A 20,221-nucleotide genomic window follows, 5' to 3' on the forward strand; every position below is an offset into this window, starting at 1 on the left:
AGCAGATGTTATTGTTATGAGCGAGCCCATTCCGCCTTTTGGCGGAACAGAGGCAACAACGCCGTCTTTAACTTCTGTTATTTTTATATCACCAAGAATGATATTCTCTTTTTTTATTGACACTATCACGCAAATTGACTAAACAAACTAAATATGATATATTACCAATGTAGCCACTTTGTTGGAAGCCAATGGGCAGACCCTTTTTAGGGTCAACGAAGCCTATCTGTCTTACCAATTTTGTGGCTATTTTTATTTTTTAATAACAAGCTACTCCCCTTTGATATTGAAATCATAAGAGAAACATTCTATAATTTAAGCAGAAATAAATTTGAAAGCGATGATGAAAATGCAGACATACACCTATGTTTCACAAGGAAAATTTGAATTGACCGAAAAACCGAAGCCTGTGCTTATGCACGAGAGAGATGCCATTGTTAAGGTGACGCTTGCAAGCATTTGTTCAAGCGACCTGCACATCAAACACGGAAGCGTTCCTCGTGCCGTTCCCGGCATAACTGTTGGGCATGAAATGGTCGGAATCGTTGAGGAAGTCGGCAGTGCGGTGAGTACCGTTAAGCCGGGTGACCGTGTGACCGTGAATGTTGAAACCTTTTGCGGAGAGTGCTTTTTCTGCAAAAAAGGATATGTGAACAACTGCACGGACAAAAACGGCGGTTGGGCACTCGGTTGCAGAATAGACGGCGGGCAGGCTGAATATGTGCGTGTTCCGTTTGCCGACCGGGGCTTAAACAAAATCCCCGACAGCGTCACGGACAGGCAGGCTTTGTTTGTTGGTGATGTGCTTGCAACGGGATTTTGGGCAACACGAATTTCTGAAATCACAGGAGATGACACGGTGCTTATTATCGGCGCGGGACCAACGGGAATTTGTACATTGCTTTGCGTAATGTTGAAAAATCCGAAGCGTATCATCATTTGCGAAAAAGACGAAATCCGAATTAAATTCATCAACGAAAATTATCCTGATGTGCTCACGGTTTTGCCGAGCGAATGCCTGAATTTTGTTCAGGCAAACAGCGAACACGGCGGTGCGGATGTTGTGCTTGAGGTTGCAGGTGCGGACTCCACATTCCGCTTGGCGTGGGAATGTGCTCGACCAAACGCAATTGTGACAGTTGTTGCGTTATATGACAAGACACAAGCTCTCCCCCTCCCTGATATGTACGGCAAAAACCTGACCTTCAAAATCGGCGGAGTTGACGGTTGCGACTGTGAGGAAACTCTTAAACTTATCGCACAAGGGAAAATCAACACAGAGCCTCTTATCACCCACACATATCCGTTGAGCAAAATTGACGAAGCATACGACCTTTTTGAAAACAAAAAAGACGGTGTTATCAAGGTTGCCGTTGATTGCCAAAAATAATTTGCGAAAGACACACTAATTTTGTGTTAAAACAACAAAAAAGACATTAAAAAATCTATTTGTGTATAAACTGTTTATATGCTATAATATACATCTGTTCTGTTGAAACATTTTTATGAACATTTTTGGAGGACATAAAAATGAAAAGGGTACATAAAAAGAGATGAAAAAACAAACGATGAAATCATCAACATTATGGTGAATAACTGCTAATAATCAAAAAATATGTGTAAGATGAAAAAAATAATGTTCGTTTGCCACGGCAACATTTGTCGCTCGCCTATGGCAGAATTTATACTAAAGGATATGGTAAAACAAAAAGGATTGCAAAATGATTTTGTCATCTGTTCAAGTGCCACAAGCACGGAAGAGATTTGGAACGGAATCGGCAATCCTGTATATCCGCCGGCAAAAGCCGTGCTCAACAGTCACGGAATCAACCCTGACGGCAAGCGTGCCGTGCAGTTAACCAAAAGCGACTACGACAAATACGATTTGTTCATCGGTATGGACAGTGCAAATATTCGAAATATGAAGCGTATTTTAGACGGCGACCCTCAATTCAAAATCCACAAGCTTATGGAATACACCGACAGCACCGCCGATGTGTCCGACCCTTGGTACACACGAGATTTTAACAGATGCTACAATGATATCCACAAAGGTTGCGAAGCACTGCTGAATTCTTTAATATAAAACGAACTCAAAGGGAAGTATCAAAATGATAAACAAATTGCATTTGGCAATGATAGATTTATATAACGGTGACGCAAAGAGAATTCAACATTTTTGCAAAGTTCACAGCTATGCAAAACTCATTGCAGAAGCATAAATTTTGAGGTTTTTGATATATTTATCTTGAAAAAAGAAGGCATATAAAAATATGCCTCGAAGTTATTCTTATTTATCTTTATCTGAATTTCCGGAATAACCTATTTCTGATAATATCTTTCCTAATTCACCCATATAATCTTCATCACAATAAGCATATAGAGCGGTATTTCCAACTCGAATTGTTATATAATATACTCCTTTTGACTTCAAGGAATACATGGAATAGTTATTATAACCCTCATCTCGTTCAATCATATCACCACTTTGATAAGTGTGCATTTGAGAACAAGCATGGTTATATACATTAATTGCACTATTGTCATTATCAAATTCAAAGAAATCAAAACGGATTTTTTTGTTGTCGATTGTTACACTCTTTTGCAAATTTGAATCATCTTCAATATATAATGATGTCGTATCAATTGGTTCATATCCTAAATTTATAATCTCTTCATAAACTCGTTGACTTTCTACAGGTGTTTTCTCTCCAGTGTTAATTGACAATATTCCCCAAATTATTGCGAACAATATTATAATGAATGCTATGCTAAGATAAATTCCTTTGTTTCCGAGTTTTCTAAACTTTTCAAACATATATTTACCCTCATTTAAATTAATATAGACTCAGTATAGCAAATGTCAATATTTTAATCAAGTTAATAAAACATCATATTTTTCGCAAAAGTAAGAAAGACTAACTATTAAAAGTCAAGTCCAAAAAAGAAAAATATTGCGAATTGATTGACAGTAAAAAAGGCATAACGAACGCTTTTATTTCTACAATTGACAATAAATTTTAAGTAATATACAATAATGTAAAGATTGAAAATTTACACTATCGAAATGTTACTGTTGAGGCGTGTTGTAACGGTATCAGGTTTCACGCAAAGAAAAGTGAAATCGTCGAGTGATTTTTCATTAAATTTACTTTTTTGTAAGCATTTATGTACTGAATAATACTTATTTTATATTGCTTTCTTTCCATAACATACCTCGTGTTTTTTATCGAAAAACGGTGGATTTTTAGTACGATTTATAGTACAATGAGTTCACTAAATTATGAAAGGAAGATACCTATGATTAGAAAAATCATTAAGATAGATAAAGAAAAATGTAACGGTTGCGGTGCCTGTGCATCTGCCTGCCACGAGGGTGCAATAGAAATGGTAAACGGCAAAGCCGTTCTCACAAGAGAGAACTATTGCGACGGCTTGGGAGATTGCCTGCCCGCCTGTCCTGTTGACGCAATTTCGTTTGAAATGCGAGAGGCTCCGGCTTATGATGAGGCGGCGGTTAAAGCAAGTCAAAAAACAAAGCAACACGCACATTCAGGTTGTCCCGGTTCACGCTCAATGAGTATAAATCACGAAAAGAAAACGGATAATGCCGATGTCTCGATATCAAGTCAGCTTTCACAATGGCCTGTGCAGATTAAGCTTGTGCCTGTTAACGCTCCTTATTTTGACGGTGCAAATCTCCTTGTTGCCGCTGATTGCTCGGCTTATGCCTATGGCAATTTCCACAACGATTTCATCAAAAACAAGATTACCTTAATAGGTTGCCCGAAGCTTGATGATGTTGATTATGCAGATAAATTAACTGCAATTCTTGCAAATAATAATATTAAGAGCGTAACGGTTGTTAGAATGGAGGTGCCTTGCTGCGGAGGTATCGAGCACGCAGTTAAAACAGCACTTCAAAGCAGCGGAAAATTCATTCCGTGGCAGGTCGTAACAATCTCATCAGACGGAAAAATATTATCATAGGGTAACGGTAATAAGGAGGATAAATCAATGGCATTTATAAAAAATGTAAATCACGAGGAAGTATTTGCCTTGGCAAATCAAGTGACTGTTCAGCCCGGACAGGTAGTAAGCAAAACCTTGGCGCAAAACAGTGCAGTCAGCGTAACACTGTTTGCCTTTTCGCAGGGCGAGGAAATCGGCACACACGACTCAACAGGTGATGCAATGGTTACTGTTTTAGAGGGAACAGGACAGTTTACTGTTGACGGAAATGTGTATCTCTGCAACGCAGGTGAAGCTATTGTTATGCCCGCTAAAAAGCCACACGCAGTCTATGCTCCAACTGATTTCAAAATGCTTTTAACAGTAGTTTTCCCACTTGAATAGGCAATAAAATAACCGAGAGTGATTAAATCGCTCTCGGTTTTGTTGTTGTGGTATTTACGGTAAAATTTCAAGCCGATAGCCGTCGGGATCTTAGATGAAATAAATGCCCATTTCGTGATTTTCACATTGGTTTTATTATTTGTGAAAAATGCCTAAAAAACCTTTATTTTTAATGATGATTATAGTATAATCGTAATATAGATTGTACGGAGGTTTTAGCTATGGCAAATTGTATATCTGAAAAAAATGCCGAAAAAAAGTATGTTTCTAAAAAAGAGCTTGTAAATTTTCTTGCAGGTCTTTCGGGTCAAAATCTTGTTTATTCGCTGATTGGCGGCTCCTTCTTTACATATTTTATGACGGATATTGCTCTGTTTCCTGCAATAACCGTATCGGTATTGCTTATTGTTATGAAGGTGTGGGACGGTATTAACGACCCTGTTGTAGGCTCATTTATTGACCGCCATACCTTTAAAAGCGGTGAAAAGCTGCGACCGTTTTTGAAATATACGCCGCTTCCCGTCGGTGTGTTTACCGTTTTGCTGTTTCTTGTGTTCAGCACAAACGAGAATTTGCTTTGGCTTCGGGTATCGTATTTCATCATAATGTATATCTGTTGGGATTTGGCATATACCGTTCAGGATGTCAGTGTGTGGGGAATTACCGCTGCAGTATCGCCTAATTCCTCCGAGAGAGACAGATTTGTTCAGTGGTCAAGAACTATCGGCAGTATGGTTTACAGCGCCTTCAGTACCGTTATTCCTATGGCACTTGAAATGATTGCCAATGCAAAGGGAATGAGTATGTCGCTTGTTACCTTGGTGTTTGCGATTATATTCGGCTTAGGCGGCTCAATGCTCAGCTACCGCTGCTCATATGCCCGGGAAAGAATTGCCGTCAACAAGGATGAGCAGCAGGAAACTCTGCGTGAAAGCTTTCTGCTTTTGTTCAAAAACAAAATGCTTTTGCTTGTAACGCTTTCAAATCTTTTCGGCTCTTTCGGCTTCGGAATAAGCCTTGTTACATATTTCTTTAAATATGAAATTCCGTCGGATTTTCTCGGAAACGGAATTATCGGCGCGCTGGGACTTACAACTATTTACTTTATCATTACAGGCTTGCCGGGCTTTATCGGAATGTTGTTTGCCGATTGGATGAAAAAAAGACTTGGCGGATATGTTAATGTTCTTATACTTATTCAGGTGTTTAATATCGTTGCAAGAGCAATTGCATTTTTCGTTGGCTTTGAGGGAAAAAGGCTGTGGATTTCAATGATAATAATCGGCATAGGCAGTATTCCGTCGGGTGCGTCGTCAATAGCGCAAACATCAATCTTTTGCGACAGTATTGACTATATGGAGTGGAAAACAGGCAAGAGAACAGAGGGCATTACCTTTTCTATGCAAACCTCCTTTACAAAGATTTCAAGCGGCATAACATCGGGACTTGCAACCCTTGCACTTCATCTTCTCGGATATAAGGCTATTGATAATGCGACAAATTATTTAGGCACTCAAACAGCCGCCTTTGATAGCTGGATTTGGCCTCTTGTAGTTCTTACTCCTGCTGTTGCAAGCGTTTTGTTTATAATTCCGCTTCTGTTTGTTAACTATACAAAGGAAAAAAGAGCACTTGTGGAAAGTGACCTTAACGCTCGCAGAAACGGCTTGGCAGAGTCAGGGGAATCACCCTATGCTGAAAACAGGCAAAAAGACTGAAAGGATATATAATTTATTATGAAAGATTGGTACAAGGAATTAGTTGTTTATCAAATTTGGCCTCGCTCCTTCTGCGACGGAAACGGCGATGGCATAGGCGATTTGCAGGGCGTTCTCTCAAAGCTTGACTACATAAAGGATTTAGGCTGTAACTGTATATGGTTTTCTCCTCTTTATCCCTCGCCCAATGCCGACTACGGCTACGATATTGCCGACTATAAAAATATAAATCCCGAATACGGCGACCTCGACCTTTTCAAAAGAGTTTTAGACGAAGCTCACAAGAGAGAAATTAAGGTTATTATGGACCTTGTTGTTAATCATACCTCCGACGAGCATCAGTGGTTTATTAATTCAAAGGATCCAAAATCTCCGTATCACAATTATTATATTTGGCGCAAGGGAAAGAAAAACGGCAAGCGTCCGCCGAATAACTGGCTTTCTTGCTTTGAGGGCGGTGCATGGGAGCAGGACGAAAAATCGGGCGAATACTATCTTCATGTGTTTGCCAAGAAGCAGCCGGACCTTAACCACGATAACCCAAAGGTAAGGGAGGAGGTTAAGGATATTATGCGCTTTTGGCTTGATATGGGTGTTGACGGCTTCCGTGAGGATGTTATAACCTTTATATCAAAGCGACCGGGTCTGCCAAACGGCTTTCCTATTCCTGCTGCCTGCGGAATTGAGCACTATATGGATGGACCTAATATTCATCAGTATCTTCAGGAATACCGCAAGGTAACTGATATGTACGACTGCTTTACCGTTGGTGAAGCTCCTATGATGACTCCTGCAAAGGCTCTCAATTATATTGACGAACGCCATAAGGAGCTTGACTTAATGTTTCATTTTCAGCATATCGAGGCAGATTGCTTTATGGTTGATTATATTCAAACGAAGTTCGATTTGCGAAAAATGAAAAGAGCCTTTTCCGATTGGCAAAGAAAAATCAACGGCAGAGCGTGGAATACCCTTTATATCGAAAATCATGACCACCCACGCATTATATCGCGCTACGGCAGTGAAAAATACAGAACAGAGTCAGGCAAAATGCTTGCCAATATGTATATGCTTCAGCAGGGAACAGCCTTTGTTTATCAGGGGCAGGAAATAGGTATGCTCAATACCGAGCTTGATTCTCTCGACGAATACGAGGATTGCTTCGTAAAGAATAATTACAATGTTGCACGAAACAAGGTGCATCTTAACGAGGAAAAATGCTGGCAGTGGGCAGTTAAGTCAACAAGAGATAACTCAAGAACACCTGTTCAGTGGAATGCCGAGGAAAACGCAGGCTTTACAACAGGCAAGCCCTGGTTTCCCGTAAACAAAAACTATACCGAAATTAACGCCGAAAATGAAGAGAAAAATCCAAACTCAATCTTAAATCACTATAAGAAGTTAATCAGATTTAAGCGTGAAAATGAGGTGGCAATTTACGGAGATTACAAGGAGCATTACAAAAGCTCCTCAAAGCTATATGTTTATGAAAGGAATTATAAGGGCAAGCGATTGCTTGTAATTAATTCCTTTAGTGATGAACGGGTACCATTTGAAGCACCTAAGGGCTTTGATTTGGAAAAGGGAACACCTATGCTTTGTAATTACGATAATCCCACTGTTCAGGGCAACGGCTTTATGCTCCGCCCATATGAAACAAGAGTGTATTACTTTGAATAACAATAATTGAGCAATAAAAAATAGGCTTGTTCATTGTGAACAAGTCCGTAAAAAATGGACAATAGAAAAAACAGACCTCCTATGGTAGAATAAAAGGAACTACCATAGGAGGATATTTTATGCCCAGAAGTTACAGACAAATAAGTCAATATGAGAAAGAAATCATAGAGTTGTATAATCAAGGAATAACCAAATCGTTTATTATGATAAAATATCTGGACATTAAAACTCCTTTGTGGTATGTTGTGGTTCTGCAAGGGAGTGATTTTATGTCAACACTACAAGAACTATGGTATGGAAATATCAGACCTAACGAAGATAAGATTATTAGCGATGAGGAGAAAAGGTTGATTGAACTTATCGCTCGACATCACGAAACATTATCCTCTTCCCTCAAAAAATAATGACTTGAAAGTGTTTGAAAAGTATGTTGATTGCTTTACCGAATACTCTTCGCTGATTGAATGCCAGGCATTTGAAATCGGTTTCAAATTAGCAGTAAAACTGTTGAAGGAAATAGAATAGACTCACTCATTTAATTTTAGAGAGCCTAAAAAATGACAACCAAAAACAGTTATTTACAAATTCAAAATTCACTGTCAATAAAGGCTCTACAACACTCAAAAAGGCTTCACCTTACAAACGTTGGGTGAAGCCTTTGCTTTCATACAATATCACTTTATATATCAAACAGAAAACAAAAAGTTCATTCCTAATTGATGTTTTTTAATATATAATCAAAAAACTTTTACTTTCCAAAAGTATTGCTCTTAACAGCTGCTGCCTTTCCGGCCATACTGCTTGTAGAATCATACAATGATTTTGTTGGAGCAACAGGACACATCAAAACTTTACCGGTGCCACGATATACATTAACGAAGCCTTCGCCGCTAATTGCAGAACCTGTTAATGTTTTTGTAGTTCTCTCCACTGTGAAGTCAAGATTAGAAGACCAACAAACTACAAGATTTCCATCAACTTTAAGAGTATCGTTATCAAGTTCAATCTCGATTAATTCTTCCATAGGAACATTGCTTTCAAGGGCTGCTACACCTGTTCCTTGAAGACTTAGGTTGAACAATCCTTCTCCACCCATAACAGCAGAAGAAATACTTGAACGAACAACAATTTTCTGCTGTACGCTTTGATCACACGCAAGAAACATTCCGTCTTCAATAGTAACGCCTCGTCCCCATTCGCCAACATTCAAAAGAAGAATGTACTTATATGTAGGCTCTAACATTAATAGTCCTGATCCACTATACATCGGTTTAACAGTTGATTCTTTGGTAACCGAACTCTTTAGCTTTTTCAACACCAAATCGCCAACGCCTTTTACACCGCTACCGGCTTGAATAGGTCCTGCCATCCATTGCATTGAACCTGCTTGTACGGTAACTGCACTATTGTTTAGATTAACCAACACTTGACGCCTTCTTACGCCCATTTTTCCCATGAAATACTCGACTTGTGCATTTCCGATATTTACAGAAGAGTCTTTTTCATACTCAATTACGCTGAAAGCACCAAGTTGATTCACAACCTTGCGATTTGAGTTGCTCAAGTTGTTAACTTTAATTCCCATATTCTTTTACCTCTTTTTAGTATTTTCAAATTGTCATAGACTTGATAATTATTATAGTGATATAATATAATTACTCCAATAGCTCTAAATTATAATCGCTTAACAATTCATTGACTTCTATTAGATTTGAACCCTTGTTAAGACAATAGATAAATACACTGTCTCGTGGATTACGGGCATATAAGTCGGAAGAATTTGCGATTTTTAAAAGCTTTCTTGTTTCTAATACATTCAATCCCATTCCAAAAGCGAGCATAATCATTTTATCTCTGGATGGGTTATCTTTATTGCCATTAAAGATTTGATATGCGTAATTCTTATCAATATTGCTCTTTTTGATTACTTCGCTCTTTTTGAGCTTCTTATCATTTAACAGTAGCTCCAAATATTCTGCAAGTGATGAAAATACAAGCTCATCTATTTCTTCCTTGAAGTAATCGCGTATTGATTTTTTGTTCTTTAGAATTTCCAATAATTCTTCTGTTGTCTTTTTCATAAGGGCTTCCTTTATTGTGCCGGGAGACTACCACATAGCACTATAATTATGATATAATATATTTATTGTAAAATCAAGGAGTTTAGTGCGAAAAATCATATTAAGCCGATTGTTCTACATTTGGGGCACACAAAATTCCTGATAGAAATTTTTTAAAAACCTATTTGCAGTCGGAAAGGCTATGGGAAATAAAATGAATTATGAAATAATCAAAAATCTAAATGACCAAACAAAAATAGCAAAGTACGGTGAAGAGCTTTTTGTACTTAAAGAAATTCCTTTATCCGATACTGACATGTACAAGAAATTGATTAACCTTAATTGCAGCAATATAGTTAAATTCTATGATACTGTTACAATTGACGGCTGTTTCTTTGTAGTTGAAGAGTATGTAAACGGAATCACTTTAAAAGACCATATTGATACAATAGGCTGTCTTGATGATGAGCAAACAAAGTATATTGCTCTGCAAATCTGTAATGGGCTGAAAGAAATTCACAAGCTTGGTATAATACATAGGGATATTAATCCAAATAATATTATGATTACTTCTGATGGATCTGTAAAGATTATTGATTTCGGAATAAGCAGAACCGTTAAACGAAATCAAAGCTTTGATACAGAAATATTAGGAACACAAGGCTTCACAGCGCCTGAACAATTTGGGTTTCATCAAACCACGGCTAAATCAGATATTTACTCTATTGGTGTGCTAATAAACTATATGAAGACTAAACAGCTTCCGGGTGTTAAACTTACGAACGGCTGGCTAAGTGAAATTGTGTTAAAATGCACTCAAATAGATGAAATAAACAGATATGATGATATTGATGATTTAATCAAATCAATAGAGAAGAAAAATAAAGCTAACCACTTTTTTAAATCCATTCCCAGATTTAGGAAAGGGGTATGGTGGCACTATATCATTTCCATTGTGTATTACATAACATTATTTGTTTTTTTACTCTTTTCTTTATTTACCGGCATATCGGCTAAAGATAGTATCCTTACTTTCGGTTTCTTTTTCTTTGCCTTTGCTTTACCCGTACCAATACTAACGAATTACTATAATTGGACAAGTAGATTTGAGTTTATCAAAAACAAAACAAGGTTTAAAAAAATCCTAATTCAAATTGCTTTTGCCTGTTTATCTGTTGTCGTTTCTTTTATCTGTATTATAGCAGATGCAAATCCTTAAATGTTGTGCTGTGAGCACACCAAATCTCTTTTTTATTGTTGTATAATAAAATCATCAAATAAAAAGGAGGTTTGCAAATGGCAAACGAAGCTGAAGTTCAAATGGCTGTTGATCAGGCATTGAAAGACCAAAAGAAAAAGAAGAAAAAAAGAAATTAATTATCTTCGGTGTAATTATCGCTATCATCATTATTGCTGTTGCTATTGGCAGCAAGCCAAAAGATTATGATTTTGATAATCCCGTAGCACAAGTAACGGTTGATACTATTCTCAACGACTTCAACAATGACCCTGCTACTGCTTCTGAAAAATATTCAGACCAAGTAATCGCTATAACAGGTCAAGTAGGCTCAATCCAAGATAGTTATGCTTGTATCCGTTCATATGACGATGATAATTGGCTCTACAATGCTAATGTCTATATGGAAAACAATGAAGACTTGAAGAATTTTAAGGTTGGCGACACTATTACAATCGAGGGTGTATGCGACAAAACAACTATTTTCGGAGATGTTGATGTTCGCAAGTGTATAATTACTGACAAATTCGCTGTTATTCCTGATTATGACAATGCAGAAAAGGTTAATATCAATGATTTTGTAAAGGCATATAAGGATAATCAAGTTAGTGCCGATGATAAGTACAAGGGTAAGACAGTAGAGTTTACAGCTGAAGTCACTTATATAGCTGATGATTATGTTGTTGTCCAGCCATCAAACGCAGATGCATTCGACTGGGATTGCGATGTGCAGATCTGCTTTGAAGATATGGATGATTTGAAGAAGGTTTCTGAAGGAAATAAATTCACAATTGTTGGCGAATGCTGTGGTAAGGCTGATATGTATACATCAAAGATTTGTCGTGCTATTGTAATATAATAGATTATAAGCCAATCGTTTTGCTTGAATTAAACGCAACGAGCTTTATCTTAAAATAAATTTCTATAATGCAATATGTGCAATGTCTTTGCCTGAAAAATGTTAGGTGAAGCCGAGATCGGGTTCAAGTTTACCGTAAAATTCTCAAAGAAAAAATTAAAATTTTGAAATTTGACATTGCCAAATATTTTCATTAGTATTTTTGTTTGCGATACACAAACTATTTTTGCAAGCGGTTAACAAAATGATTTGCAGGGGCGCAATACGTTCGTGTACATCATTTTCGCCCTTGTAAATTAAGATAAAGAGAGGTGTATACACAATGGCAAAGAACACAGTTCCAGAGGCTAAGGACGCTCTCAACCGCTTCAAGATGGAAGCTGCTAACGAGGTTGGTGTTAACCTTAAGCAGGGCTACAACGGCGACCTTACTTCAAAGCAAGCCGGTTCTGTCGGCGGTCAGATGGTCAAGAAAATGATCAAGGCTTATGAAGAATCAATGAGATAATTGTTGATGAAGAAAAAGGCTATGAATCAAAACGGTTCATAGCCTTTTGTTTTATAATCATTTGAAATTTTACTGTTCATCTGTTGTGGAGCTATCGGCAGTTGTTGCGCCGGAAACCTCGTAATATCCACCGTGATTGGATGAACCGTAGCCGATGTATGACTTGCCCGGATTGAGTTTTACCTCATTGCCCTGTGCGTCCTTCATCCAAAGTTTGCCGTCCTTAACGCCCCATGTGATTTCAACACAAGTGCCCTCGGAGCAAACAATTCCCTTTCCGCCTGACAAGTTATAGTTACAATAAGTTTCGCTGTTGCCTGCGTGCTTATAGTTGTGCTTAACAATATACTCGGTTTCGTCAAGCAAAAAAATCAAATTTTCCCACTCAACACCCGAAGTGCCGTACTTTGAGTCAAAATCGGTTGTTGTGTACTTATGCTTTTCAGCATCATATGTGTACTTACCGAGTTTTGGACAATAGCCCTTTGACCACTTGAACGAAACTTCGTTTGCAGTATTTGATGACAAAGCCTTTGCCTCATCATTGAATTGAAGTTTTGTGAACTTGCTTTCGTTCAGTTTCAAATTAATCTTTGACTTTTGAAGCATCTCGGCAGTGTGTGCACCCATAAGACAGCCTGTGTGCTCGATTGTGCTTGTTCTGCTCTTATCTCTGTGGAAATATGAGCTTGACTCCGAAAAGCTCAAAAGGTTGATGTGGTCAACATTTTCATTCTTAAACACTTCGTCTGCGCCGACATAATTATCCTTTGAATGTGAAAGACCTGCGTGGATGAACACAGCGTTGAACAACTGTGAAAAGCGAATAAACGGCGGTCGTGCAGAGCGTGCCGGACCTACTTGCTCCGGAACTTTGTTGTAATCTGCCCAGAAAAGCAACATTCTTGTTGAGAATTCGCTTTCGCCCTCAAGAACTATATCTGCATCTGCAAGTCCCCACTGCGGTCTTACGGATGAAGTTGAATACTCGTTTTCAACAACAACGGCAACAGGTCGTTGTGTAAGAGCGCTTTCGTCATATCCTGCTTCGCCTGTGAGCGGATTTTGAGGTCCAAGAGGTGAGGTTTCGGAAACAGCTTCTGTTGCCTGTGCTTTTGTTGCAGTTGTAGCTTCATCCTGCTTGTTGCCATTGAAGAAGTAGAAATATACACCCACTGCGATTGCAACAACAAGTGCCAAAACGACAAGAACAATAGCAATAGTCTTGCCTTTTTTCTTTGGCTTTTTTTCGTCAACCTGTTCTGCCATCTCGGGAAAATAAATATTATCCTTATCATCCTGCTGTGATGATTCTGCTTCTGCATTTTCTTCAGGATATTCTTCCTCGTACTCTTCCTCATATTCAGGTTCGTCAGTCTTTTGAACATCCTCAACCGCATCATCAGAGACTTCAATATATTCGCTGTGATTCGGTTCTTCTTCAATCAAATCGGCAATTTCGTTTGCAGGTTTGAAATCATCCTCGTCATATTCCTGTTGAGGGTTTTCTGAAACAATATGAAACTCCTCTTTTGTTTGCTTTGACGAAGTTTCAGCTTTTACCTCTTTTGGCTTTTCGCTATTTTCCTCTGCTTTTTTCACAGGTTTTTCAACAACCTTTTCAGGCTCTTGAACATCATCGGAATGCAGACTGTTGAGTATATCTTCAAAGCCTTCTGAATCCAATTCTTTTTTGTGTGATTTATTGTTTTTTATCTCATTAAGTATCTCTTCTAATTCGTTATCGTTCATAAAAAGTGTTCCTTTCATAGAATAACAGATTAATTATACCACAAAAACAGCAAATATCCACAAAAATTACTAAATTGTAACACTTTGCTAATATATTATGCACGCTCAACACGCACTATTGAAAAAATGCACAAAATGATATATAATATATTTATCAATCAAAAAAGGACAAAGCTATGCCTAAAACAATTCCAATCTTAATTACAAACAGAAATATTCTTGTTAAAGAAAAAGACGAAAATAAGTTTGTGGCATTTAATATGCCTGGAATAGAAGATATACCGAACATTCCGTTTTATCATCAATTTGCAAGCAAAATTTCGGAATGTCAGTATTATTTTAAAGAATTTATGCTCAAATTATACGGCAAAAAGGTGAGCAAATATGTTTTTGCAATCATTGTGCCTGATGACACAACCGCACTTGAGCATATCTTTTTAAACGAGTTCTTTTTGCACAGCGACACATGCAAAGCTGTTGCACAAACAACTATGGGACAAACTCTTTCAAAGGCACACACAAGGTATATTTCGCTTTCTCGCTCAAATCGAAACATCATTTTGCAATATGTCAGCAACAACGAAGTGCTTGCTGAAAAACAGTACGACACAAATTCGTTTGACCCGAAGCAAATAAAAGAAGACGCAAAAAGACTGCACATCGATGTTGAATATTCGGGCGCTCCAATCTACATCAACAATTTCAATATGAATATGGATGATTTTCTCGATATGGGGCAAGTTGTAACGACCAAAGATTTCCTTGATAAAATTGCTCAAGTTGATGTTGAAAAAGCATAAAATGAACACCTCTGCAAAAAATAATGCAGAGGTGATTTTTTATGAAAAAAGGCAAAAAGCCAAGCTATGAAAATAACGATTTGGGCAACACAAAAGAAATAATTGATTTGCGAAAATTCTTCCATCCCGAGGTTGTTCAGCTTGACGACAACGGCTCGTACACAGGCATAACCAAAGAAACCTACTATGACGGAGTTTTGGAAGAACCTATACAAGACGCAGATGATTTATAAAAATATATAATATTTTTTAGCAAGTTATTATAAAGAAAGCTTCTGAATTTCGTTTTCTTGCGAAGGAAGATCTACGATGGTACCTCGACTGAGCAAAAAACGAAAAACGCAAAAATGCTGTAAGTTCGATACTTACAGCATTTTTTAAACCCTACCGTCAACACTTCGCGTTGTCATATTCCTTTTTATAAATGAAAAGCATAATTTAATTGATTACATTTTGGCGTGTTTCAGGAGGTTTATTTAATAGATACCTTGTTCCATCATAGCTTCTGCGACCTTTTCAAATCCGGCAATGTTTGCACCTGCAACAAGGTTGTAACCAAGTCCGTATTTCTCGGCAGCCTCAACAGAATGTTTGTGAATGTTAATCATAGCAGTGTGAAGTTTTTCGTCAACTTCTTCTGCTGTCCAAGAAAGGCGCTGTGAGTTTTGGCTCATTTCAAGACCTGATACACAAACACCGCCTGCGTTAACAGCCTTTGACGGAGCAACAATTATGCCATCTGTATCAATAAGAAGATTGAGTGCATCCTCTGTTGTCGGCATATTTGCAACTTCAATATAATACTTTGTTCCGTTTGCGATAATTTTCTTTGCTTCTTCCAAATCAACCTCATTTTGAGTTGCACAAGGCATTGCAACATCAACTTTTACACCCCATGGTTTTTCGCCCGGGAAGAACGGAACACCGAATTTGTCGGCATAATCCTGTGCTCTATCTCTGCCCGATGCTCTCATTTCAAGGAGGAAGTTCAACTTTTCTTCCGTAACAATACCGTCCTCGTCATAGATATATCCGTCAGGACCTGAAATTGTAACAGGCTTTGCGCCAAGCTCTGCGAGTTTTTTGCATGCGCCCCAAGCAACATTACCAAAGCCTGAAACCGCAAAAATCTTGCCCTCGATGGTGTCACCCTCATGCTTGAACACCTCTTGTGTATAATAAACGGCGCCGTAACCTGTTGCTTCAGGTCTGATAAGTGAACCGCCGTAAGAAATGCCCTTGCCTGTGATTACGCCGTTTTCGAACGCATCTGCAATACGCTTGTACTGACCAAACAAGAAGCCGATTTCTCTTGTGCCAACGCCAATATCACCCGCAGGAACATCGACATTTGGTCCGATATGTCTGTAAAGTTCTGTCATAAATGCCTGGCAGAATCTCATAATTTCGCCCTTGCTTCTGCCTCTTGGGTCAAAGTCGGAACCGCCCTTTGCGCCGCCCATAGGCAAACCCGTAAGCGAGTTTTTAAATGTTTGCTCAAATCCGAGGAAATACATAATTGATGAATTTACACTCGGATGAAAACGAAGTCCGCCTTTGTAAGGACCGATAGCCGAATTGAACTGAACACGATAACCCCTGTTGATTTGTGTTTTACCTGCGTCATCAACCCATGCAATACGGAATGTAATAAGTCTGTCCGGCTCTGCCATACGCTGAAGCAAATCATCTTCTACATACTCGGGATGCTGTTCTATAACAGCCTCAAGCGACCTAAAAACTTCCTTAACACATTGAATATACTCGGGTTTTGCGTTATCCCTGCGTTCAACGGTTGCAATTACCTTTTCAATGTAATCATTCATAGTATTTTTCTCCTGTCGTTTTGTTGAGTGAGTAATGGCTCACCCTATTTACACTTAATACTATAACACTACTACCGAAAATTTCAATATATTTCTTATAATTTTGTGAAAAGTCACAAAAATAAACCGATTTTCTCTGTGTAATACACAGTGCAAAAATCGGTTTTTCTGTATTTTTCATATATATAAAATAATATAATTTTTTGTGCAATTTTTAATTTTCAAGAAGTTTATAATGCACCGTGTCGTTTATGCTCACGCATTCATCTATACCGACTGCAATATAATCAATAAAGTTGACACCGATAGGATTTACAAGAAATTTGAATTCAGAAATAAAATTGACATCATCGCCCAATATTTTGTCACTGCCGTATCTGATAACAAAAAGTGAATTGCAATTGTGACTGATTATATTTTCAACAACACAATTTTTTGCAACAATGTCAAAAGATGAAAAGCAAAAATCACCAACACAATCGCCGTCACCGCCGACAAAAACAACTCTGTATTTTTTGTCGTTATTAATCTGAAGTTTTGCAAACGCAAGACGATTTTTGCTATTATAAAAATCTTCATTTGTTGAGGAATTTGAACGCCTCATCAAATCACTATACATCATTATGTTTACGGCAGTATTTTTGCCGATACCGTTAATCTCAACAAGTTCGTCATAATCGGCTGAAAAGATTTTTTCGATACTGCCAAATCGGTTGAAAAGTGAATATGCAATAGGTTTGACATCTTTTCTCGGAATAAGTAGTGACAGAAAAAGCTCAACGATATGAACATCACTCATGGTTTCCGCACCGTTTGTAATGTAAGCATTTCTTATTCTGCTACGATGCCCTTCACGCCCAAATTTATTCAACCTTTTCACCTCCACACAATATTTATTTTATCACATCATATGTCTATTTACAACAATTTTGAACAGTGGATTGAATTTTTTGATGTAAAACTCACAAAAATGCAGAATATTCGCTTAAAACAAAAGAAAAAGGCACTCCGTAAGGAATGCCTTGAAATTGAGAAATGATTATCTCTTTGAGAACTGTAGGAGCGTTTAGAAAACAGTCCGGTGGACTGTTTTTAGCTCCGCCACAGCAACAGCGTTGCGAGGACCCACAGGAACAAAGAGATAAGTAACTCGTGCAAAAGAAAAACAACACTTCCAAAACGGAAGTGCTGTTGTAATAATCTGCACTGATTATCTCTTTGAGAACTGTGGTGCACGACGAGCAGCCTTGAGACCCGGCTTCTTTCTTTCCTTCATACGAGGGTCACGAGTGAGGAAGCCTGCCTTCTTGAGAGCCGGACGAAGTGATTCGTCATACTGAAGAAGAGCTCTTGAAAGGCCGTGACGGATTGCGCCTGCCTGACCTGAAACACCACCACCGTTTACACGGCAAACGATGTCGAACTTCTCAGTTGTTTCTGTAAGAGCGAGAGGCTGACGAACGATAAGCTTGAGTGTGTCAAGACCAAAGTAATCGTCAATATCTCTATCGTTGATTGTGATTTTACCTGTACCTGCATATACACGTACACGAGCAACAGACTCCTTGCGTCTGCCTGTTCCATAGAAATAAGGATTTGATTCGTACATAATCTATATACCTCCCTTATAATTCGTAAGCAACAGGCTTCTGAGCCTCATGCTTGTGGTCTGCGTTCTTGTAAATTCTGCATCTTGTGAGTTGCTTTCTGCCGAGAGTTGTGTCAGGGATCATACCTTTAACAGCGAGCTGCATAGCAAAATCGCTCTTTTCCTTCATAAGAGTGCCGTACTTAACATCCTTGAGGTTTCCGATGTAACCTGAATGATGATAAAAATGCTTCTTGTTGAGTTTGTCGCCTGTAAGAACAGCCTTGTCTGTGTTAATGATGATTACGAAATCACCGCAGTCTACATTTGGCATAAAAATTGGCTTGTGCTTGCCTCTGAGGAGAGTAGCAGCTTCAGCAGCTACACGACCAAGTGGCTTATCAGCAGCATCAATTACATACCATGCGCGTTCGATTTCGTCAGCTTTTGGCATAAATGTTGACATAATCTATAATCCTCCAAATTTTTTCTAATCTTTTTGATTGCCTGCATATCTTACCACAAAGCGAAAAAATAGTCAACACCTAAATTAAAATAATTTATTGTTACTCTTGTTTTCTCTTATTTTCTCTTGTTTTCTATGCAAAATCTAATTTATTATTTATCATTTTTCACACATAATGCTCTGCATATATACATTATATATAGGCGAAAGCGTTGCAAATTCAAAAAAAATTAAAGTAATTCCTAAAAACCTATTGACATAGTAGGCATTATATGCTATTATGAGGTCACAACAAAACAAAAACGAGATTTGGCAAACGGCTTTCACCCGGGCGACAATCCCAACAAAATGAAAGAAGGACACAGATATGGCACTCTATCAGTCAGTAGCCGAAACAATCGGCAACACCCCACTCGTAAAAATCAGTAATTTTGAAAAGGCATACGGTCTTGAGGCAAATGTTTACGCAAAGCTCGAATACTTCAACCCGGCAGGCTCTGTAAAAGACAGAGTTGCAAAGGCAATCATTGATGATGCGGTTGCAACAGGCAAACTAAAGGAAGGCGCAACAATCATTGAGCCGACATCGGGCAACACAGGTATCGGAATTGCATCATACGCTGCGGCAAAAGGCTTTAAAGTAATCATCACAATGCCTGAATCAATGAGCGTTGAAAGAAGAAATTTGATGAAAGCCTACGGTGCAGAACTTGTGCTCACAGACGCATCCCTCGGTATGAAAGGCGCAATTGCAAAGGCAGAGGAATTGCAAAAAGAAACACCGAACTCAATCGTTGCAGGTCAATTTGTGAACCCTGTTAACCCAAAAGCTCACTACGAAACCACAGGTCCTGAAATTTGGAACGACCTTGACGGCAAGGTTGATATCTTCATTGCAGGTGTAGGCACAGGCGGAACTGTATCGGGCACAGGCAAATATCTCAAAGAGAAAAATCCGAATGTTCAAATCATTGCTCTTGAGCCTGAAACATCACCTGTTCTCACAACAGGCAAAGGCGGTGCTCACAAAATCCAAGGCATCGGCGCAGGCTTTGTTCCCGACACTCTTGACACAAAAATCTATGACGAAGTAATCACCGTTCCAAACGAAGCGGCGTTTGAATTCGGCGCAAAGTTCCCGTCACTCGAGGGTGCATTGGTCGGAATCAGTTCAGGTGCGGCACTTTGGGCAGCAACACAGGTTGCAAAGCGTCCTGAAAACAAAGGCAAAAACATTGTGGTTATTCTTCCCGATTCAGGCGACAGATACCTTTCAACTCCAATGCTTGCAAAATAATCCCTCCAAATACAAATACATTAAAACACGACAGCGATTTACCCGTTGCCGTGTTTTTTTACAAAATTTTATTG

Annotated in this window: 21 protein-coding genes; 13 read left to right on the forward strand and 8 right to left on the reverse strand. The window is 38.5% G+C overall.

Features of this window, described 5'->3' with window-relative positions; translation table 11 throughout:
• Positions 1–349: 349 nt before the first annotated feature.
• Positions 350–1,390 carry an alcohol dehydrogenase gene (locus B5D29_RS01540; protein WP_078767820.1) on the forward strand — a complete coding sequence of 347 codons (1,041 nt, stop codon included), beginning with the start codon at positions 350–352 and terminating at the stop codon, positions 1,388–1,390.
• Positions 1,391–1,624: 234 nt separating this feature from the next.
• Positions 1,625–2,086 carry a low molecular weight protein-tyrosine-phosphatase gene (locus B5D29_RS01545; protein ID WP_078767821.1) on the forward strand — a complete coding sequence of 154 codons (462 nt, stop codon included), beginning with the start codon at positions 1,625–1,627 and terminating at the stop codon, positions 2,084–2,086.
• Positions 2,087–2,290: 204 nt separating this feature from the next.
• On the opposite strand, the gene B5D29_RS01555 is transcribed toward B5D29_RS01545, so the two are convergent.
• Positions 2,291–2,818, reverse strand: coding sequence for a hypothetical protein (locus B5D29_RS01555; RefSeq protein ID WP_078767822.1), 528 nt, complete (start codon positions 2,816–2,818; stop codon positions 2,291–2,293).
• Positions 2,819–3,300: 482 nt separating this feature from the next.
• On the opposite strand from B5D29_RS01555, the gene B5D29_RS01560 reads away from it, so the two are divergent.
• From B5D29_RS01560 to B5D29_RS01580, 5 genes are all read left to right on the forward strand, one after another.
• A complete protein-coding gene (locus B5D29_RS01560) occupies positions 3,301–3,990 on the forward strand; it encodes a 4Fe-4S dicluster domain-containing protein (protein WP_078767823.1) in 690 nt (229 codons plus the stop codon).
• 27 nt (positions 3,991–4,017) lie between these two features.
• Positions 4,018–4,356 (forward strand): cupin domain-containing protein, encoded by a 339-nt coding sequence (locus B5D29_RS01565; RefSeq protein WP_078767824.1) that lies wholly within the window; start codon positions 4,018–4,020, stop codon positions 4,354–4,356.
• Positions 4,357–4,577: 221 nt separating this feature from the next.
• Positions 4,578–6,074 (forward strand): MFS transporter, encoded by a 1,497-nt coding sequence (locus B5D29_RS01570; protein WP_078767825.1) that lies wholly within the window; start codon positions 4,578–4,580, stop codon positions 6,072–6,074.
• A gap of 18 nt (positions 6,075–6,092) precedes the next feature.
• Positions 6,093–7,754: an alpha-glucosidase gene (locus B5D29_RS01575; RefSeq protein ID WP_078767826.1), complete on the forward strand. Its 1,662-nt coding sequence runs from the start codon at positions 6,093–6,095 to the stop codon at positions 7,752–7,754.
• Positions 7,755–7,873: 119 nt separating this feature from the next.
• Positions 7,874–8,158: a hypothetical protein gene (locus B5D29_RS01580; RefSeq protein ID WP_078767827.1), complete on the forward strand. Its 285-nt coding sequence runs from the start codon at positions 7,874–7,876 to the stop codon at positions 8,156–8,158.
• A gap of 344 nt (positions 8,159–8,502) precedes the next feature.
• On the opposite strand, the gene B5D29_RS01585 is transcribed toward B5D29_RS01580, so the two are convergent.
• Together B5D29_RS01585 and B5D29_RS01590 are read right to left on the reverse strand one after the other, a co-directional pair.
• Positions 8,503–9,339 carry an AIM24 family protein gene (locus B5D29_RS01585; RefSeq protein WP_341465254.1) on the reverse strand — a complete coding sequence of 279 codons (837 nt, stop codon included), beginning with the start codon at positions 9,337–9,339 and terminating at the stop codon, positions 8,503–8,505.
• A gap of 70 nt (positions 9,340–9,409) precedes the next feature.
• On the reverse strand, positions 9,410–9,835 hold the full coding sequence (locus tag B5D29_RS01590) for a hypothetical protein (RefSeq protein ID WP_078767828.1): 426 nt from the start codon (positions 9,833–9,835) through the stop codon (positions 9,410–9,412).
• A gap of 181 nt (positions 9,836–10,016) precedes the next feature.
• Between B5D29_RS01590 and B5D29_RS01595 the strand changes: the two genes are divergently transcribed.
• The 3 genes from B5D29_RS01595 (at position 10,017) to B5D29_RS01605 (ending at position 12,418) form a co-directional block, all read left to right on the forward strand.
• Positions 10,017–11,033 carry a serine/threonine-protein kinase gene (locus B5D29_RS01595; RefSeq protein WP_078767829.1) on the forward strand — a complete coding sequence of 339 codons (1,017 nt, stop codon included), beginning with the start codon at positions 10,017–10,019 and terminating at the stop codon, positions 11,031–11,033.
• A 160-nt stretch (positions 11,034–11,193) separates the two neighbouring features.
• Positions 11,194–11,910, forward strand: a complete 717-nt coding sequence (locus B5D29_RS01600; protein WP_423240861.1) for an OB-fold protein — start codon at positions 11,194–11,196, stop codon at positions 11,908–11,910.
• Positions 11,911–12,232: 322 nt separating this feature from the next.
• Positions 12,233–12,418 carry an alpha/beta-type small acid-soluble spore protein gene (locus tag B5D29_RS01605; protein WP_078767830.1) on the forward strand — a complete coding sequence of 62 codons (186 nt, stop codon included), beginning with the start codon at positions 12,233–12,235 and terminating at the stop codon, positions 12,416–12,418.
• Between the two features lie 69 nt (positions 12,419–12,487).
• Here the strand turns inward: B5D29_RS01605 and B5D29_RS01610 are convergent, their stop codons facing one another.
• Positions 12,488–14,170, reverse strand: a complete 1,683-nt coding sequence (locus B5D29_RS01610; RefSeq protein ID WP_159443372.1) for a DUF3048 domain-containing protein — start codon at positions 14,168–14,170, stop codon at positions 12,488–12,490.
• 176 nt (positions 14,171–14,346) lie between these two features.
• Here B5D29_RS01610 and B5D29_RS01615 point away from each other — a divergent pair, with 176 nt between their 5' ends.
• A complete protein-coding gene (locus B5D29_RS01615; RefSeq protein WP_078767832.1) occupies positions 14,347–14,970 on the forward strand; it encodes a hypothetical protein in 624 nt (207 codons plus the stop codon).
• Positions 14,971–15,011: 41 nt separating this feature from the next.
• Positions 15,012–15,203 (forward strand): hypothetical protein, encoded by a 192-nt coding sequence (locus tag B5D29_RS01620; protein WP_078767833.1) that lies wholly within the window; start codon positions 15,012–15,014, stop codon positions 15,201–15,203.
• 243 nt (positions 15,204–15,446) lie between these two features.
• Here B5D29_RS01620 and gdhA read toward each other — a convergent pair whose 3' ends face one another.
• The 4 genes from gdhA to rplM form a co-directional block, all read right to left on the reverse strand.
• Positions 15,447–16,796 (reverse strand): NADP-specific glutamate dehydrogenase, encoded by a 1,350-nt coding sequence (gene gdhA, locus B5D29_RS01625; RefSeq protein ID WP_078767834.1) that lies wholly within the window; start codon positions 16,794–16,796, stop codon positions 15,447–15,449.
• A 214-nt stretch (positions 16,797–17,010) separates the two neighbouring features.
• Positions 17,011–17,667: a helix-hairpin-helix domain-containing protein gene (locus B5D29_RS01630; protein WP_078767835.1), complete on the reverse strand. Its 657-nt coding sequence runs from the start codon at positions 17,665–17,667 to the stop codon at positions 17,011–17,013.
• Between the two features lie 339 nt (positions 17,668–18,006).
• Positions 18,007–18,405, reverse strand: a complete 399-nt coding sequence (rpsI, locus tag B5D29_RS01635) for a 30S ribosomal protein S9 (RefSeq protein WP_078767836.1) — start codon at positions 18,403–18,405, stop codon at positions 18,007–18,009.
• Positions 18,406–18,421: 16 nt separating this feature from the next.
• Positions 18,422–18,850: a 50S ribosomal protein L13 gene (gene rplM, locus B5D29_RS01640; RefSeq protein WP_078767837.1), complete on the reverse strand. Its 429-nt coding sequence runs from the start codon at positions 18,848–18,850 to the stop codon at positions 18,422–18,424.
• A gap of 367 nt (positions 18,851–19,217) precedes the next feature.
• Here rplM and cysK point away from each other — a divergent pair, with 367 nt between their 5' ends.
• Complete coding sequence (cysK, locus tag B5D29_RS01645; protein WP_078767838.1) at positions 19,218–20,147, forward strand: cysteine synthase A; 930 nt, start codon at positions 19,218–19,220, stop codon at positions 20,145–20,147.
• The last annotated feature ends 74 nt before the right edge of the window (positions 20,148–20,221 follow it).

Origin of the sequence: Eubacterium coprostanoligenes (assembly GCF_900167205.1) — a bacterium.
Classification (GTDB): Bacteria; Bacillota; Clostridia; order Oscillospirales; family Acutalibacteraceae; genus Eubacterium_R; species Eubacterium_R coprostanoligenes.